General features: G+C 57.8%; 16 protein-coding genes. 5 read left to right on the forward strand and 11 right to left on the reverse strand.

What is annotated here, in order from left to right; translation table 11 throughout:
- The first annotated feature begins 22 nt into the window (after positions 1-22).
- From dxs to ACQQCD_RS10230, 4 genes are read left to right on the forward strand one after another with little or no spacing between them, the layout of a single operon-like run.
- Positions 23-1996 carry a 1-deoxy-D-xylulose-5-phosphate synthase gene (dxs, locus tag ACQQCD_RS10215; protein ID WP_430268285.1) on the forward strand — a complete coding sequence of 658 codons (1974 nt, stop codon included), beginning with the start codon at positions 23-25 and terminating at the stop codon, positions 1994-1996.
- On the forward strand, positions 1993-2625 hold the full coding sequence (locus ACQQCD_RS10220) for a DUF402 domain-containing protein (protein WP_430268286.1): 633 nt from the start codon (positions 1993-1995) through the stop codon (positions 2623-2625). Before dxs ends, ACQQCD_RS10220 begins: the two co-directional genes overlap by 4 nt.
- On the forward strand, positions 2625-3188 hold the full coding sequence (locus ACQQCD_RS10225) for a hypothetical protein (RefSeq protein WP_430268287.1): 564 nt from the start codon (positions 2625-2627) through the stop codon (positions 3186-3188). Before ACQQCD_RS10220 ends, ACQQCD_RS10225 begins: the two co-directional genes overlap by 1 nt.
- Positions 3189-3193: 5 nt before the next feature.
- On the forward strand, positions 3194-4171 hold the full coding sequence (locus ACQQCD_RS10230; protein ID WP_430268288.1) for an aldo/keto reductase: 978 nt from the start codon (positions 3194-3196) through the stop codon (positions 4169-4171).
- Between the two features lie 128 nt (positions 4172-4299).
- On the opposite strand, the gene ACQQCD_RS10235 is transcribed toward ACQQCD_RS10230, so the two are convergent.
- From ACQQCD_RS10235 to ACQQCD_RS10275, 9 genes are all read right to left on the reverse strand, one after another.
- Positions 4300-6450: a 3-hydroxyacyl-CoA dehydrogenase NAD-binding domain-containing protein gene (locus ACQQCD_RS10235; RefSeq protein WP_430268289.1), complete on the reverse strand. Its 2151-nt coding sequence runs from the start codon at positions 6448-6450 to the stop codon at positions 4300-4302.
- Positions 6447-7703 (reverse strand): thiolase family protein, encoded by a 1257-nt coding sequence (locus ACQQCD_RS10240; RefSeq protein WP_430268290.1) that lies wholly within the window; start codon positions 7701-7703, stop codon positions 6447-6449. The genes ACQQCD_RS10235 and ACQQCD_RS10240 overlap by 4 nt, the downstream gene beginning before the upstream one ends.
- 103 nt (positions 7704-7806) lie before the next feature.
- Positions 7807-9108 (reverse strand): HRDC domain-containing protein, encoded by a 1302-nt coding sequence (locus ACQQCD_RS10245; protein WP_430268291.1) that lies wholly within the window; start codon positions 9106-9108, stop codon positions 7807-7809.
- Between the two features lie 22 nt (positions 9109-9130).
- The gene (locus ACQQCD_RS10250; protein WP_430268329.1) at positions 9131-9766 is read right to left on the reverse strand and encodes a DUF3000 domain-containing protein; all 636 of its coding nucleotides are present in this window, start codon (positions 9764-9766) and stop codon (positions 9131-9133) included.
- Between the two features lie 67 nt (positions 9767-9833).
- Positions 9834-10925, reverse strand: coding sequence for a threonine aldolase family protein (locus tag ACQQCD_RS10255; RefSeq protein WP_430268292.1), 1092 nt, complete (start codon positions 10923-10925; stop codon positions 9834-9836).
- Positions 10926-10934: 9 nt separating this feature from the next.
- Positions 10935-11675, reverse strand: coding sequence for an SDR family oxidoreductase (locus ACQQCD_RS10260; RefSeq protein ID WP_430268293.1), 741 nt, complete (start codon positions 11673-11675; stop codon positions 10935-10937).
- Positions 11676-11680: 5 nt separating this feature from the next.
- On the reverse strand, positions 11681-13069 hold the full coding sequence (locus ACQQCD_RS10265; protein ID WP_430268294.1) for a DUF6421 family protein: 1389 nt from the start codon (positions 13067-13069) through the stop codon (positions 11681-11683).
- A 122-nt stretch (positions 13070-13191) separates the two neighbouring features.
- Positions 13192-13626, reverse strand: a complete 435-nt coding sequence (msrB, locus tag ACQQCD_RS10270) for a peptide-methionine (R)-S-oxide reductase MsrB (protein WP_430268295.1) — start codon at positions 13624-13626, stop codon at positions 13192-13194.
- Between the two features lie 51 nt (positions 13627-13677).
- Positions 13678-14169 carry a hypothetical protein gene (locus tag ACQQCD_RS10275; protein ID WP_430268296.1) on the reverse strand — a complete coding sequence of 164 codons (492 nt, stop codon included), beginning with the start codon at positions 14167-14169 and terminating at the stop codon, positions 13678-13680.
- Between the two features lie 66 nt (positions 14170-14235).
- Between ACQQCD_RS10275 and ACQQCD_RS10280 the strand changes: the two genes are divergently transcribed.
- Positions 14236-15522 carry an alpha/beta hydrolase family protein gene (locus ACQQCD_RS10280; RefSeq protein WP_430268297.1) on the forward strand — a complete coding sequence of 429 codons (1287 nt, stop codon included), beginning with the start codon at positions 14236-14238 and terminating at the stop codon, positions 15520-15522.
- Positions 15523-15534: 12 nt separating this feature from the next.
- Here ACQQCD_RS10280 and ybaK read toward each other — a convergent pair whose 3' ends face one another.
- On the reverse strand, positions 15535-16041 hold the full coding sequence (gene ybaK / locus ACQQCD_RS10285) for a Cys-tRNA(Pro) deacylase (RefSeq protein ID WP_430268298.1): 507 nt from the start codon (positions 16039-16041) through the stop codon (positions 15535-15537).
- Positions 16042-16044: 3 nt separating this feature from the next.
- The gene (locus ACQQCD_RS10290) at positions 16045-16491 is read right to left on the reverse strand and encodes a SufE family protein (RefSeq protein ID WP_430268299.1); all 447 of its coding nucleotides are present in this window, start codon (positions 16489-16491) and stop codon (positions 16045-16047) included.
- Positions 16492-16503: the final 12 nt, after the last annotated feature.

Below are 16503 nucleotides of genomic sequence, written 5' to 3' on the forward strand. Positions count from 1 at the left end.
CAAACACCCTAAGGAGGGGCCGTTGGGACTCTTGGAGACCATCCAAAATCCGCAAGACCTTGAGCAGCTGAGCACAGCAGAGCTTGAGGAACTAGCAGAGGAGATTCGGATGTTTCTGATCACCAACGTCGCCCAGACCGGTGGCCATTTGGGCCCCAACCTCGGTGTAGTTGAGCTGACTATCGCGATCCACAAAATATTCCAGTCGCCTCAGGACTCGGTCATCTTTGATACGGGCCATCAGTCATACGTGCACAAGCTCCTTACCGGGCGCCAGGACTTCTCAACCCTGCGCCAAGAACACGGGCTCTCCGGATATCCTTCACGCGCTGAGTCGGAGCATGACATCGTGGAGAGCTCTCACGCCTCCTCGTCACTTTCTTGGGCTGACGGCATCTCGCGTGCACGCCAGCTGACTGGCCAAGATGATCGCTACACAGTGGCCGTTATAGGTGATGGTGCACTGACAGGTGGTATGGCCTGGGAAGCGCTGAATAATATTGCTGCGGACAAACGCCGAAAAGTCGTCATTGTTGTCAATGACAATGGGCGTTCCTACGCGCCAACAGTGGGCGGTTTTGCGCAGTACTTGGCAACTTTGCGCCCCACGATTGATTCGTTGCGTACAGCTCCGGCCTACGAGGGAACACTGGACTGGTGGAAGAAGCGGCTCCAAGAGGGCGGCATGGTGGGCCAATTTACTTACAAGAGCCTGCACGCTACCAAAAAGGGGCTCAAAGACTGGTGGGCTCCTCAAGGTATGTTCGAGGATCTGGGCATGAAATACATCGGCCCAATCGATGGTCACAGCCTGCCAGCGCTTGAAGACGCCCTCTCCAAAGCCAAGAATTATGCGGGACCAGTTATTGTGCACGCGATTACCGAAAAGGGCCACGGTTATGCGCCAGCCCGCGCGCACGAGGCTGACCAGTTCCATGCTGTTGGTGTGATTGACCCGGAAACAGGGCAGCCCACCGAAGCATCAGGCAACGCTTCCTGGACCAGCGTGTTTGCTGATGAAATCGCCGCTATTGCCGATGAACGTGAGGACGTTGTTGGGCTTACCGGTGCAATGCTGATTCCGGTTGGTTTGCACAAGTTCGCCAAGAATCACCCCGAACGAGTGATCGACGTTGGCATCGCAGAACAGCACGCCCTCACGGCCGCGGCTGGCCTCGCCTTTGGTGGTTTGCACCCGGTAGTTGCCATCTACGCAACTTTTTTGAACCGGGCCTACGATCAGCTTTTGATGGACGTGGCCTTACACAAGGCCGGTGTCACCATCGTTTTGGACCGCGCCGGGGTCACTGGACCGGACGGCGCAAGCCACCACGGAATGTGGGACATGGCGCTGGTGCAGAGTATCCCCGGACTGCACCTGAGTGCGCCGCGAGACGCCACGAGGTTGCGTGAGGAACTGCGCGAGGCCGTGGAAATCGAAAACGCTCCGAGCGTTGTCAGATTCTCTAAAGGCGAAGTTCGTGCGGAGATTGATGCACTTGAGCGTCTTTCCGACGGTGTGGACGTACTGGCTCGTCGCCCCGCAGACAGTTCAGAAAACGATGTGCTGATTATTAGTGTCGGTGCCATGGCCGAGCTAGCTCTTGACGTTGCCAGCCGCCTGGGAGATCAGGGGATCAGCTCAACCGTGGTGGACCCGCGGTGGGTGCTGCCTGTGCCCCGCTCAGTGATTGCCTTGGCCGCACGGCACCGGCTTGTGGTGTGCATTGAAGATGGTGTCCGCACAGGTGGTGTTGGTTCGCGTATCCGCCAGGAAATGCGCGCGGCAGGTGTAGACACTGCCCTCAACGAGGTGGGCCTGCCGGCTGAATTCCTCGATCACGGTTCGCGTTCACAAGTCCTTGCACGGGTTGGCCTGACGGCGCAGCAGATCACGCACGACGTCGTCGCTCAAGTTCTGGGAACCAAAGTACCGTTTGCCCGTCCACTCCCGGGCCAAGCGCACCCCACCACCGGGAGCATGCCAACATTATGAGCTTTAGCGAGTTCGGCACAGACTCCGAGGGGCCTCAAGTGGGTGACCTTGTGGTGGTTCGTCACCGCAAATATAACGGCGGTGCCCACTGGCTGTATGCGAGCGAAGCTTTAGGGCAGGACCATCACGGGGTGTGGCTGGCTAGGCCAGCGGGGACGCTTTTGAGCAGGCCAGGTGTGGGCCTGTATTCGCGTTCGCCGGTGTTGTTATTGATTCCTCGGCTCACGGCTAACTCTGGTGCTGAATACATGGTGGAGTTCTTTGACCATCAACATCCCGGCGATTTCCGCGTTTATGCGGACATCGTTAGCCACTCCAAGTGGACCCCCATGCGGCCTGCCGGCTGGGAAATTTCGGCGATTGATATGGACCTAGACGTGGTTCGTTCCACCACCCGAGGTGACTACATCGACGATGAAGACGAATTCCTTGAGCACCAAGAGATTTTTGGCTACCCCCAAGAGCTGATTGCTGCAACTCGTAACGCAGCAGACCAACTCTTTGAACACCTTGAGCAGAGCACCGGCCCCTTTGACGGTTCGGCGGCTGCATGGTTTGAAAAGCTTTATGCACTATTTGACGCCGAGCCGGTGGCTGAGAGCGTCGCAGGAAAGAGAGCAGAACTTTAATGAGCGGAATCATCCGGGTTTACAAACGCGACGACGAGGGAATCCTCCAGTTCCGCGAGGCATGGTATGACGAAGTCACCGAACAAGTGGTGGTGAACTTTGGCACGGTGGGGCATCAGAGCAAAACTGAAGAGACTGACGTTGAATCCACCGAAGCAGCAGACGCTTTGTTGACCGCATTTGCGGCGCAATGCGAAGCAGATGATTTTGTGGATGTGCCACTTGAAGAGCAATTCTGGGCGGTGGCGCAGTACTCCCTCAAATCACCAACGGGCACAGACCGGGATAAATACCTTCAGGACAAAGCAGAACGAACCATCATTGAATACTTCGCCTGGCGGGGTATTGGCATCGTGGACCGTACCGAGATGAGCAACGGTAAGTTGAACATTTTTTGCATCGTCCCGGATGCCACGAGGGCCGTCCAAGGCCTCAAGGTTTGCTTGCGTGAAGCAAACTTGGACTTCACCAAATTGAGTATTGGTGTGGCCCCGTACAACGACATCGAAAACATCAAGGCGAAGCACCTTCCAGCCGCTGCCAAGACTTTCTCGTTAGGGTAACTTTTATGACTGAATATCGCCGTGTAGGTACTTCTGGACTGACTGTCTCTACCGTAGGGCTGGGTTGTAACAACCTAGGCCGGCCGGGAACTGTCACCGAATCACAATCCGGCACTGACGCCGTCGTCCATGCTGCGATTGATGCTGGCATCACACTGTTCGACGTTGCTGACGTCTACGGGCGTGAAAAAGGTTTGAGTGAAACTATGCTGGGCAAAGCCCTGCAGGGTCGGCGTAATGACGTTGTTGTGGCCACCAAGTTCGGTATGGACATGGAAGGGGCTAACGGCAACGACTTCGGTGCTCGTGGCTCGCGCCGTTACATCGTGGCGTCTGTAGAAGCCTCTCTGCGTCGACTCGGAACCGAGTGGATCGACTTGTACCAGTTCCATACGCCAGACCCGCTAACGCCCATTGAAGAGACGCTCAGCGCTCTTGATGACTTAGTGCGTTCAGGAAAGGTCCGCTACATTGGGCACTCGAACCGGGCAGGCTGGCAGATCGCCGAGGCTGAATTCACTGCACGGGCACTGGGTACTGAACGTTTCATTTCTTCGCAGAATCACTACAACCTTTTGGACCGACGCGCAGAGCTGGAAGTAACCCCGGCAGCTGAAGCCTATGGTTTGGGTGTGCTTCCGTACTTCCCGTTGGCCAATGGTTTGTTGACCGGCAAATACTCTTCCGGCAAGGCTCCGGAAGGCTCGCGCCTGTCCCACAGCCGAAGCAACCTCTTGGAGAAAGCGGACTTTGAGCAACTGCGTGCCTTCGGCGAATTTGCTCGCGCCCGTGACATTACTGAAGTGCAGTTGGCGTTCTCTTGGCTCGCTGCGCAGCCGTCAGTTGCCAGTGTAATTGCCGGGGCCACTCGCCCTGAGCAAGTTGTAGAGAACTCAGAGGCAGCCGGCTGGTACCTCTCAGATGAGGATCTTGAAGAGCTGGACCAAATCTTCCCCAAAACACCAAAGGTCGCTTTGTTCTGAGTCGCTGATTTCGAAGGCTTAGAAGAACAGCAGCCCAATAACCTGCATAAAAGTAATGGGTGGTTGAGCTCCGCATCTGGAGCTCAACCACCCATTAGTTTTGTGCTGTACAACTGCTAGCTCGCCACTTAGGCGTTGGCGTCCTCACTGTGGAAACGCTGGCCGTTGATCCGCTCGGAAGCACCTACACGGTCCAGATACGGTGTAACACCGCCCAAGAACAAAGGCCAGCCGGCGCCCGTAATCATACAAAGGTCAATGTCCTCGGGACCTGCCACAACGCCTTCCTTGAGCATCAGGCCAATTTCTTCGGCCAGTGCATCTTGAACGCGGGTGAGCACTTGTTCGGAAGTAGACGGTGAGTTTCCAAAGCTCAAGAGAGCAAGGGTCTCCGCCGGGATTTCCTGCTTGCCGTCAGCGCCTGGAGCCCAGATGGTTTTGATGCCGTTGTCGATCAGCTTCTGCAGATTCTCGGAAACCGCAAAGCGATCACCGAACGCCGCGTGCAAGGACTCCTGAACGTGCTGAGCCACCGGCAGACCAACCATGGCGCCGAGGGTAAACGGAGTCATTGGCAAGCCCATGGGGCGCAAAGCGTTGTCAGCCACGGCGGGATCAGTGCCTTCATCGAATGCTGCAATAACCTCGCCCATCAAACGCAAAAGTACCCGGTTGACTACAAATGCAGCTGCGTCCTTGACTAACACGGCCGTCTTCTTGAGGTTCTTAGCCAGCACAAAGGCGGTGGCAAGAACTGCGTCATCGGTTTTTGGCGCGCGCACAATTTCAACCAGCGGCATCACTGCAACAGGGTTGAAGAAGTGGAAGCCCACCAAACGCTCTGGGTTTTTCAGGTCCTTCGCCATCTCCGTTACGGACAAGGAAGAGGTGTTGGTGGCCAGAATGCACTCGGGGGAGACGATTGCCTCGACTTCAGCAAACACTGACTTCTTGACGTTGAGCTCTTCGAAGACTGCCTCAATCACAAAGTCGGCGTCGGCGAATACCTCTTTTGACACGGAGCCGGTGATCAACGCTTTAGTGCGGTTTGCGGCGTCGGGCTTAATCCGCTTTTTGGCCAAGAGCTTATCGATCTCGCCGTGGATGTAAGCAACACCCTTGTCTACGCGTGCCTGGTCGATGTCAGTCAACACCACCGGCACCTTAAGCTGCTTTGCAAACAGCAGCGCCAGTTGACCAGCCATCAGCCCGGCACCCACAACACCAACTTTGGTGATGGGGCGTGCCAGCGACTTGTCTGGTGCACCGGCCGGGCGCTTGGAGCGTCGCTGGACTAGGTCCAAGAAAGCGTAAACGGTGGACTTGAATTCGTCTGTCTGCATCAGCTCCGCTAGCGCATCGCATTCCAGCTCCGCAGATTCGCTCTGGCTCAGAGTACGGTTTGCTTCCAGTACGTCTAAGACCTTGCCGGGAGCAGGTGCTGCACCTGAGGTCTTAGCCTCCACTACGGCACGTCCAGCGGCTACAGCCTTGGCCCAGCGCTCTGCCACCGCTGGGTCAGTGGGGTCAACAGCGTTAGCGCGCGCGGGGGTAGTTTTGCCGGCGAGGACACCGGCAGCCCAGATAATGGACTGCTCAATGAAGTCGGCTGGTTCAAAAATGGCGTCAGCGATTCCCAGTTCGAACGCCTGAGGCCCGGAGAGTGGCCGGTTGTTGTTCAGCGCGTTCTCGATCATGACCTTGACGGCGTTTTCTGGGCCGATCAAGCGCGGCAGAAGGTACACGCCGCCCCACCCGGGGACAAGCCCCAAAAATGCTTCGGGCAGAGCAACCGCACCGGCACCAGTGGAGATCGTTCGGTAATCGGACTGCAGCGCGATCTCGAGTCCGCCACCGAGTGAGAGACCGTTGATAAAGCAGAACGTGGGTACGTCCAAGCCAGAGAGGGTGGAGTACACGCTGTGGCCCAATTTAGCCATAGCCAAACCCTGGTCGCGGGTTCGGAGACTCTTGACTGCGGACAGGTCAGCGCCAGCTACCAAGAAGTAGGGCTTACCGGTGATTCCGACGGCGGCAATCTCGCCGCGCTTGGCACGGTCGCCCAACTGCTCCAAGACGCCTTGGAGTTCCAGCAAAGTGTTCGGTCCCAGTGTTGTGGGCTTGCGGTGGTCAAGATCGTTGTCGAGCGTGACCAAAGCCAGTATGCCCGGGCTCTTGCCGCCGTCGACGCCGGGAAGGGGGATGTCTTTGACGTAGGAGTGGGTAATGGTTTCGTTTGGAACGAGTTCTGCGAGCTGAGAGAAGGTTGTGGTGCTCATGCTGCGGCTCCTGCGGCAATTGAATCGGTGTTGTAGTCAGCGTGGTGCGGGTTTTCCCAGATGACAGTCGCGCCCATACCAAGCCCGATGCACATCGTGGTGATGCCGTAACGAACGGAAGGATCAGCCTCAAATTGGCGTGCCAGCTGGTTCATTAACCGCACACCGGACGAGGCCAGCGGGTGACCAACAGCGATTGCGCCACCGTAACGGTTGACGCGCGGGTCGTCGTCGGAAATCCCAAAGTGGTCCAAGAAGCTGAGGACTTGTACGGCGAAGGCTTCATTGATTTCAAAAAGCCCAATGTCATCGATGGAAAGGCCAGCATTTTTCAGTGCCTTCTCCGTGGCCGGGACGGGTCCAATGCCCATCACCTCTGGTTCAACGCCCGCGAAGGCGTAGCTCACCAAACGCATTTTGACGTTCAAACCGAGCTCTTCTGCAGCGTCGGAGGAGGCCAGGATTGCGGCAGTTGCACCGTCGTTCAAACCTGCTGCGTTACCAGCCGTGACGCGGCCGTGAGCCCGGAATGGGGTGCGCAGTCCAGCCAAATCTTCAGTGGTGGTTCCTGGCCGGGGCGGCTCGTCCACGGAGTTGAGCGTCCAGCCTTGACCCGGTTTGATGGTGGCAACGGGGACCAGATCGGGCTGGATGTTGCCGGCTTCGTAGGCTGCAGCGAGCTTGTTCTGGGACTGAACGGCATAGGCGTCGGTGCGCTCTTTGGTGATGGCCGGGAATCGGTCGTGAAGGTTCTCTGCCGTGTTGCCCATGTTCAGAGCAGCTGGGTCAACCAAACGCTCCGCGGCGAAGCGGGGGTTGGGGTCTGCGCCGGCACCCATGGGGTGGTTTCCCATGTGTTCCACGCCGCCAGCAATCACTACATCGTAGGCACCAAAGCCGATGCCGGATGCGGTGGTGGTAACTGCAGTCATCGCACCAGCACACATACGGTCGATGGCGAACCCGGGGACGGTGCGGGGGAGCCCGGCCAAAAGAGCGGCGGTGCGGCCAATGGTGAGCCCCTGATCGCCGGTCTGCGTGGTGGCAGCGATGGCAACTTCGTCGATTCGCTCAGGTGGGAGTGAAGGATTGCGGCGGATCAGTTCCCGAATGCACTTCACCACCAAATCATCTGCGCGTGTACCTGCGTAGATGCCTTTCTCGCCTGCTTTACCAAAAGGCGTGCGGACACCGTCAACAAAAACAACGTCTCGAACAGCCCGGTTGCGCCGGATCCCTGATTCTTGGCTCACGTGCTACTCCTCGTTGAGATAGTGGCTCCGGATACTTTGATCCGGCAACAATATCTGCAATGTTACTTGCGAGTAACTTAGCCTGCAACACGGCGCGCGAATGCTACTTTTCTTGCAGTGGATCCGGGTTGAGGAAAGCGTTCAGAATCGGTTCAGCGGTCAACGAGATCTGCCAAGCTCTGGCCCCTAATTCGGCCATTTGTGCCTTGATGGACTCGGCGGTGATCTCTATCGGTGGCCACCACGCCAAGCGTCGTAACGTATCAGGGGTTAGCAAGTTTTCTATGGGCATATTGAGTTCAATGGAGAGCTCTTGGAGAGCCGCCCGCGCTGTCGTCAAGCGTGCTGCGGCTACGGGGTCCCGATCTGCCCAAACGCGTGGCGGCGGCGGAGCATTGGTTGGTACGTGAAGCGGCGGCAGCTCTTCGAGTGACCGTGCAGCTTGAATGCAGCGCAACCAGCGTGGCGCTTCCCTTTGGGCAGCCCTACCGTGGAAGCCCTTGGTGCTCAGGAGCTGCGGAACAGTGGTTGGCATGGCCTTCGCAGCAGCCACAAGGGCTGCGTCGGGGATAAGCCGGCCGGGGGCAACGTCTCGCTTCCGTGCCAGTTGATCTCGCTCCATCCACAACTCGTGGACCGCTGCGAGTTGGGTTCGGTCTCGAATCTGGTGCAAACCCGAGGTCCTGCGCCACTGTTCCGGCTTGGGGGCTGGGATCCCGGCATCAAGAATCGCCTGGAATTCCTCCAGGGCGTAGCCGAGTTTCCCGTCGCGCTCCAAAAGCTCAACCAACTCGTCGCGCAATTCACTGAGAACTTCAACGTCAAGTGCCGCATACTTCAACCACGGATCCGGCAAGGGGCGAGTGGACCAGTCGGCAGCGGAGTGTTCCTTCGCGAGCGAGAAACCAAGCAGTTGTTCAATCACAGCGGCCAACCCCACTCGCGGCAGGCCAGCAATGCGAGCTGCCAACTCGGTGTCAAACAACCGTGACGGCCACATGCCTAGTTCGGACAAACACGGTAGGTCTTGGCTAGCTGCGTGCAGAATCCATTCGGTGCCTGCGAGTGCATCATCGATGATTTTCAGATCATCAAACGGTTCTGGGTCAATCAACCACGTACCGGCTCCTTCGCGGCGGATTTGCACCAAAAAGGCACGTTGTCCGTAGCGAAAACCGCTTGCCCGTTCGGCGTCAACACCGGCTGGTCCGGTGCCCGCAGCAAGCGCCGCTGCGCAACGTTCCAGGGCTTCAGGGGTGGCCACCACTGAGGGGACGCCTTCGCGTGGTGTATCAAGTTCGACGACGGCGGGGACTCCACCGTCGAAACCTTCCACACTGATGGTGGTTTCGGATTCAGCGGTCGGAGCGCCGGCCGCGGTAATGTCCAGATTCTTTGGGGTCATGGTGGCACTAAGTTTAGCGACTTCAGTTGCGACGCCGGTGCGGCAAGGCCGCGACTCCTTCCGGGAGAGGGGGAAGGCCTGCGAAAGTGCAGACCATTTCTGACCAGGCTTCGAGGTGAGCTTGAATGTCAGCACTGCCGGGTGTCCATGACGCGCGCAGCTCAATATCAATGGCGGCAGGGCGCTCGGCTAAACTTCCAAAGCTTTCTGAGAGAATCCTTGTCGCAGTGCCGCCGGCTGCATGGAAGTCTGCGTTGTGGGCGGCAAGGGCGTCTAGAAGCCAAGTCCAGGCTACTGAACTGAGCATCTCGTCATTGCCCATGTCTGCTTCAAGCTGGGCACGGATGTAGGTGACGATCCGGAACTGCCCACCCCATACGGTTGACCCATGGGGATCGTGGAGCAGGATAAATCGCCCGGTTGCGAGCTCGGGCGCGTCTTCGTCGCTTGCGGCCAGTGCGGCCGGGCCGTGCAAGGGTGTGACACCGGCAGGGAAGGCATCGCCGATTACTTCGGCACCCATTGCTACCGCGTAGGGGGCTAGGCGTGCCGGTGCCGGAATCTCGTCTAGGCGCAATTCAGGACGGCACTGGGCTTTTCGCAAGGATCCCAGGGCGCTCAGGAATTCTGAGGGCAGTTGTGCTATGGCGCTCACCACAGCAGAATATGCCCCCGGTGCCATACGGAGCGCGAGGCACGCCGCACAGCACCGGTGACACTCCTAACTATTCGGTGATGAGCTCTTGACGCAGTGCTGCTGCTAAGGCATCAACGTCCGCCTCGGTGGTGTCGAATGAGCACATCCAACGGACCTCTGAGCGGGCCTCGTCCCAATCGTAAAAGCGGAACTGTTCGCGTACTTTGTTGGCCGCTGCGGCGGGCAAGATGGCAAAAACGCCGTTCGACTCGGTGCTCTGGGTAACAGCGATGCCGGGGATGCTCTCCACGGCGCTACGAAGTCGGGTGGCCATGGCATTGGCGTGTCCTGCTGAACGTAACCAGAGATCATTTTCTAGCAGGGCAATAAATTGTGCTGACATAAAACGCATCTTTGAACCAAGCTGCATGTTCATTTTGCGGAGGTACGTCAGTCCCGGGGCGGCTTCAGGATTCATCACAACAATCACTTCGCCAAAGACCAGCCCGTTTTTGGTGCCGCCGAAGGACAAAATGTCCACGCCAGCATCGCGGGTAAACTCCCGCACCGGGATTCCAAGATGAGCTGCAGCGTTCGCTAAGCGGGCGCCATCCATATGCAATTTCATCCCCTTGGAATGGACATGATCAGCAATGGCTTTCACTTCTTCTGCTGTGTAGCACGTGCCGAGCTCGGTGGTCTGGGTGATGGATACTGCCAGCGGCTGGGCACGGTGTTCGTCGCCAAAGCCCCACGCTTCGCGGTCGATCAATTCCGGTGTCAATTTGCCGTCACTGGTGGGAACTTGCAGCAGCTTCATTCCACCAATGCGCTCCGGCGCACCGTTCTCGTCCATGTTGATGTGGGCGGTGCTGGCGCACACCACAGCACCCCAGCGTGGCAAGAGCGACTGCAAACTCAGGACGTTTGCGCCGGTGCCGTTAAAGACTGGAAAAATCTCGATGCCAGCGCCGAACAAGCCTTCCATCACTTCTAGGAGCCGTTGGGTGTACACGTCTTCGCCGTACGCCACTTGGTGCCCATCATTGGCTGCAGCAAGAGCAGCCAAGACTTCCGGGTGTACGCCGGAGTAATTGTCTGAGGCAAAACCCCGGGAGTTGGGGTTGTGCAAGCGTGTTGCAGCAGGGGATAGAGCGGTATCAGTCACAGAATCGTTCACGCTTTCAGCTTAGTGCGGGGAAAGGTCAGTGTGTGCGGGAAGGGTTATGGTGCGGCCGTTGACGTCCTCGGCAGCCTGATCAAAAAGTCCGACGGCGGATTGGGCTACTTGGGCGACGTGGGTGAAACCCGGGAATTTGCGTTCTGGATGTGCGGCGATCATGTCATTGTCCAGTAGGGCCTTGACTCGGAAAATCGTTGCGGCGGCTTGCCCATGGTCTTGGCCTCCGGCTTCTTGGCCGAAACCTTGGGCAACACCCTGAGTCCACACCTCTGCGGCAGCTTTTGCGGCGTTGTAGTTGGCGCCGCCGGCCGTTGGTGTCTCAAGGGCTGTGGAGCTGATGATGGCAAAGCGTCCACCAGTGTCCACCAAGGCTGAATAAAAGGCTCTGCTGGTGTTGCGCAAAGTGCCCACGCATTGCCGGTGTAAAAAGTCCCAGTCTTCATCGCTTTGCTCAGCAAGTGTTTTGCCGCCGCGCCAGCCGCCAACCAGGTGCATCAGCCCATCAATGCGCCCAGCCTCAGCCAAAATTTCGGCGCCGAGTTTTTGCACGGCTGCGAAGTCGCTGAGGTCGCATGTTTTTGCAACTACCTCAGCGCCTGCCTGACTGGCAGCCGCAGCAATGCGGTCTCTGTTGGAGCCAACTGTGTAGACCTTAAAGCCAGCCTGGCTAAAGGCCGCGGCGGTGTTGATGCCGGAGGCGGAGCTGCCTCCAGCGACAACAATTGTTCGCTTTGTAGCCGGGCTCATAACCATCACTCCGTTGTTGTGTTGGTGTGCAATGCCGTGGCCCCGGTGATGCCGGCGGTTGATTCGATCACGGTGTGCATTTTCTTTTCGAGCGCCTCGTAGAACATCGAGAGCGGGAACTCGTCGTCGAGAACTTGGTCAGTGAGCCCGCGCGGCGGGCCGTCCAGTGGCAAGGCTTCGGGCCCCTTGGCCCAAGTTGATGCAGGGTTGGGCGTCAAGGTGTTGGAGATGAGTTCATAGGCGGCAAGCCAGTGAGCGGTTTTGGGCCGGTCGATGGAGCGCCAATACAACTCTTCGATGCTTTCGCCTAGAGCAATAACAACTTCAGGGACCTCGGCCCAATCGATGCTCAGGCGGCTGTCCGTCCAGTGCAGAACGTGGTGTTGGTGCATCCAAGCGAAAAGCAGCTGGCCACCGAGGCCGTCGTAGTTGCGCACTCGGCTACCGGTGATAGCAAAGCGGAAAATGCGGTCAAAAATCACGGCGTATTGAACAAGCTCAGCGTGGCGGCGAGCTTGCTCTGAGGCTTCTTCGTCGCTCTGGATCCGGACAGCTTCGCGGAAGGCGGTGAGGTCACAGCGGAGCTCTTCAAGGGAGTAGAGGAAAAACGGCATCCGTTGTTTGATCATAAAAGGATCAAAGGGGAGATCGCCGCGCATGTGGGTGCGGTCGTGAATCAGGTCCCACATCACAAAGGTCTCTTGGGTGAGTTGCTGATCATCAAGCATTTCCGCGGCACCGGCAGGGAGCTCAAGGCGGGTGGTCTCTGCAGCTGCTTCTAGGACTCGGCGGAAGCGAGCGGCTTCACGATCGGCAAAGATGGCTCCCCACGTGAAGGAGGGCGTCTCGCGGACGGCAACGGTTTCGGGGAACAACACAGCAGAGTTGGTGTTGTAGCCGGGGGTGAAGTCAATAAAGCTGATGGGAACAAACAACTTGTTGGAGTAGTCGCCGGACTCGAGTTCGTTGATGAAGTCGGGCCAAATGACCTCAATCAGCACAGCTTCTACCCAGCGGTTGGTGCTGCCATTTTGGGTGTACATCGGGAACAGAACAAGGTGCTGCAGTCCGTTAGTCCGCTGCAGCTGAGGTTGGAATGCCAGAAGGGAATCCAGGAAATCGGGTTCTGCAAATCCGCCCTTAGCCCACGCCTTAAGGTCGGCCTGAACTGCAGTCAGGTATTCGGCGTCGTGCTCAAAATGGGGAGCGAGTTCCGCCACCGCAGTTACCAGGATGTCAACGGCGGCACCGGCTTGAGCATGATGAGCTGGGTCCTCGATGGCACCGTTCTGGGTTTGCATGCCTTGGAGCACCATGGCCGCAGACTTGATGGCCAACCAGTATTCATTGTCGGCGGTTATGCCGTTGTTGGTGGTCAGTGCTGCTGCGGTCATGGTTGGCTCGCTTTCCTTGGTGCTCGGTCCTCGATGTTGGTAATGCTCGGGTCTGCTGTGAGCCTAGCAAGACCTAAGAGTTACTAATCGAAAAATGGACTGAGCCAAAGAAAGAGTTATGCTCAGGCATCTCCGGAGGGCACAAGGCGCAAGGAAATTGAGTTGATGCAGAAGCGCTGGTCTGTGGGGGTTTCGTAGCCTTCGCCCTCAAAAACATGGCCCAGGTGCGAATCACACGAGGCGCAGCGCACTTCGATCCTTTCCATTCCCATAGTCCGGTCATGGATATAACGCACTGCACCTTCGGCAAGCGGAGCCCAAAACGAGGGCCAGCCACAGTGGGAATCAAACTTTTCCGCGCTCGTAAAGAGGGTGGCACCACACGCCCGGCATGCGTACTCGCCCTGATCGTGAGAATCCCAGTACTCGCCGGTGTAGGGACGTTCAGTGCCAGCCTGACGGAGAACTTGGTATTCCTCCGGGGTGAGTTCCTCGCGCCACTGTTCTTCTGTTTTTGCGTTAGCTCCGGTGCTGCTTGCTTGGGTTTCTGAAGTCATGTTGGTCCTCCACTGCCTAGATCTAATGCTTTGTCCCCACTCCTACAACGTTTAGGAGTCGCCAATAAATCCCGAGCCAGCGTAGAGGTGCAGTACGGGTAGGCCCAAGGCTTGCTGGGCACGGTTGGCCCAGTCAGTCCGGAATGTATCGGCAACTGCGTGTGGGCGAGTAATCACCACAGCCTGGCTGGCCCCAAGCTCGCGGACTTTAGCCACCAAAGCATCGACCGGGTCGCCGTCCGAAACTTCCCCGCTCACCTCTGAGCCCAGACCAGCAAGTGCCGTGAGGGACCTGTCCAGAATTCCTTGAGCACTTGCGTGCACTTCAGCAGGGTTGGGCGCCTTGGCGCTCAGTTCGCGGAAGGCCTCAGCAAATTCCAAGAGGGAGAGGTGGTCCAGGAAGTCCACAAGCAAGTGGCGTTCGGTGTCCGCCGGCACCAGAAGATGCAGGGGAGCGTCAGTACCGTCTAGGAGTTCGGATATGTTGGCTCGATCCTCGGCGCCGAGGACTTCTTCGGTCATGATGATGATTGGCTCGCTCATGGAACAACACTAAGCCCACGCGCGTTGCTGACTACACGAATTCCAAGAACTTGTAAGAATGGTTCTATGGCCAATCCTCAGTGCGCCCAGGCACCGCTCGCGTCCAATACAGCTTCTTCGCTCTCAAGCGACCACAAAGTCTTACGGTGGACTTTGGCCGGTACGGGGATTGGCGTAGGGGCGGCTGCACTCGTGGCAGCCGGAAGCTCGGCGCTGGCCACCTACTTTGCCCGAAGGGTTATTACGCCCACAGCGATCCGTGTGGAGGATCAAGAAATCCTTGCCGTGGTGCAAGGAAAAAATTCTCTCGAAGTGATCCTCAAAGCCAATGACGATGTCACAGTGCCCGGGACTTACAGTCTGTTTTTCGACCAAGGACGTGGTCACGCCAGGATCGGAAGAATCCTGTCCTATGCTCCGGCGGAGGGGACAGTATCGCGTGAGGTGCAGGAGGTTTATAGCGGTGATCTCAAACAAGCGCGGCGGGGGTATTGGAGCGGAGCCACTTACCCCAACCCGCAAACGTTGGGCTATCCGGCGCAGGAAGTTCTTTTGGACGTTACCGGCGGTCAAGCTCCGGCTTGGTTAGTCGAGCCAGCCGCTGACGCTCGGCAGCAACCGGATATTTGGGCGATTATGATTCACGGGCGCGGAGCTAGCCGCTTAGAGGGTCTGCGTTCGCTCAAGGTGGCAAGGGAACTGGGCTTAACTTCGTTGCTAATTTCTTACCGGAACGACGGCGAAGCGCCCCTTGCGCAGGACGGTCGCTATGGTCTGGGGTCAACTGAGTGGGAAGACGTGGAAGCTGCCATTGCTTTTGCGCTGAGTAGCGGAGCCAAAGAAGTCGTGTTGTTCGGCTGGTCCATGGGTGGTGCCATCGCTTTGCAGACGGCGGATCTGTCCCGGAACCGTGGCCACATTCGGGCCATGGTCTTGGATGCTCCGGTCATCAATTGGGTTACCGTCTTGGCTCACCACGCCCAGCTGAACCGTATTCCGTCCCTTGTTGGACGCTACGGCCAGATGATCCTCACCCATCCTGTGGGTAGGCGGCTTACTGGCTTGGCAGCACCAGTTAACTTGAAGTCGATGGACTGGGTGGCGCGAGCCGTCGAGCTAAGGACGCCCACCTTGATTCTGCATAGTGTGGACGACGAATACGTCCCCTACGGTCCATCAGCACATCTTGCGCAGAAGAACCCGGAAATCGTGACCTTTGTGCCCTTTGAAACGGCTCGCCACACCAAAGAGTGGAATGTTGATCCTCAAAAATGGGACGAGACAGTCAGTAGCTGGTTGCTACGTGAGCTTAAGCCCAAAAATAACCCCGGCAGCTCCCGCACCGGAGACTGAGCTGGATGCCGCTTAGGAGTGATCGCGGATGTCCGCGGACACGGCTCCTAAGAAGTCCAGCAGGTCCTGAGGGTTCACTTCAATGTCTATTCCACGTTGACCACCAGAGACCAGAATAGTGCTGAAGTCCATAGCTGAGGCGTCCAGAACTGTTGGGGAACTCTGCCGTTGACCAAAGGGGGAGATGCCGCCCAGAACGTATCCGCTGCGGCGAGTAGCAAGGGTGGGATCGGCCATCACGGCCTTTTTCTGTCCCAAAACGCTCGCGATAGCTTTGAGGTTTAGTGTTCCGCTGACCGGAACCACCGCCACAGCAACGGAACCGCCGAGGTCCACCATCAATGTTTTGAAGACCCGGGCCGGGTCAATGGCGAGTTCCGTCGCCGCCTCAAGCCCATAAGCGGTATTGTCTGCGCTGTGGTGATATTTATGCACGGTGAAGCTAATACCAGCAGCCGCGAGCACCGCCGTCGCACGTGTCCCTTCACCGCCTTTGGCGGCGCGTGATGTTTTAGCCAATCTCTAGCTAATCCGCGCTTGTACTTGCCGCTTGATCCGTCCAAGCATCGCCGTCATTCCGCGCATCCGTAGGGGAGTGATGATCCGCGTTAGTCCAAGAAGTTCGGGCATATCATCCGGAACGGCCAGGATCTCGGCAGCACTGAGACCGTCAAGACCTTCGTGGAGTACGCTTGCAAATCCTCGAGTGGTGGGTGCCTCTGCCGGTGCCTTGAAGAACAAGTCCACAGTGCTTTCGGGCTGGTTGCCGTTCATCTCCAAGGTCAGGAACAAAGGGGACTGACATTCCACTACCTGCTCGAGCAGCTCGGGATGATCCACGAGCCGCTCGGGCAGGTCGGGCAATTCTTTTGAAAACTCGAGCAACAATGTCAGCCGGTCACGCTCTTCGAGTGCCTGGAAATCGTCAACAATTTCGGCCAAAGCCGCCGGGAGATTAGTGCTGGTCATGCGTTCAACTCT

This window comes from Pseudarthrobacter sp. J1763 (assembly GCF_050490295.1).
Taxonomy (GTDB): Bacteria; Actinomycetota; Actinomycetes; order Actinomycetales; family Micrococcaceae; genus JBNPEO01.

Excerpts from the sequence above, each read along its gene's own strand:
- ACQQCD_RS10220 (WP_430268286.1), top strand. The coding sequence starts at position 1,993 with ATGAGCTTTAGCGAGTTCGGCACAGACTCCGAGGGGCCTCAAGTGGGT.
- ACQQCD_RS10225 (WP_430268287.1), top strand. The coding sequence starts at position 2,625 with ATGAGCGGAATCATCCGGGTTTACAAACGCGACGACGAGGGAATCCTC.
- ACQQCD_RS10230 (WP_430268288.1), top strand. The coding sequence starts at position 3,194 with ATGACTGAATATCGCCGTGTAGGTACTTCTGGACTGACTGTCTCTACC.
- ACQQCD_RS10235 (WP_430268289.1), bottom strand. The coding sequence starts at position 6,450 with ATGAGCACCACAACCTTCTCTCAGCTCGCAGAACTCGTTCCAAACGAA.
- ACQQCD_RS10245 (WP_430268291.1), bottom strand. The coding sequence starts at position 9,108 with ATGACCCCAAAGAATCTGGACATTACCGCGGCCGGCGCTCCGACCGCT.
- ACQQCD_RS10260 (WP_430268293.1), bottom strand. The coding sequence starts at position 11,675 with ATGAGCCCGGCTACAAAGCGAACAATTGTTGTCGCTGGAGGCAGCTCC.
- ACQQCD_RS10265 (WP_430268294.1), bottom strand. The coding sequence starts at position 13,069 with ATGACCGCAGCAGCACTGACCACCAACAACGGCATAACCGCCGACAAT.
- msrB (WP_430268295.1), bottom strand. The coding sequence starts at position 13,626 with ATGACTTCAGAAACCCAAGCAAGCAGCACCGGAGCTAACGCAAAAACA.
- ACQQCD_RS10275 (WP_430268296.1), bottom strand. The coding sequence starts at position 14,169 with ATGAGCGAGCCAATCATCATCATGACCGAAGAAGTCCTCGGCGCCGAG.
- ACQQCD_RS10280 (WP_430268297.1), top strand. The coding sequence starts at position 14,236 with ATGGCCAATCCTCAGTGCGCCCAGGCACCGCTCGCGTCCAATACAGCT.
- ACQQCD_RS10290 (WP_430268299.1), bottom strand. The coding sequence starts at position 16,491 with ATGACCAGCACTAATCTCCCGGCGGCTTTGGCCGAAATTGTTGACGAT.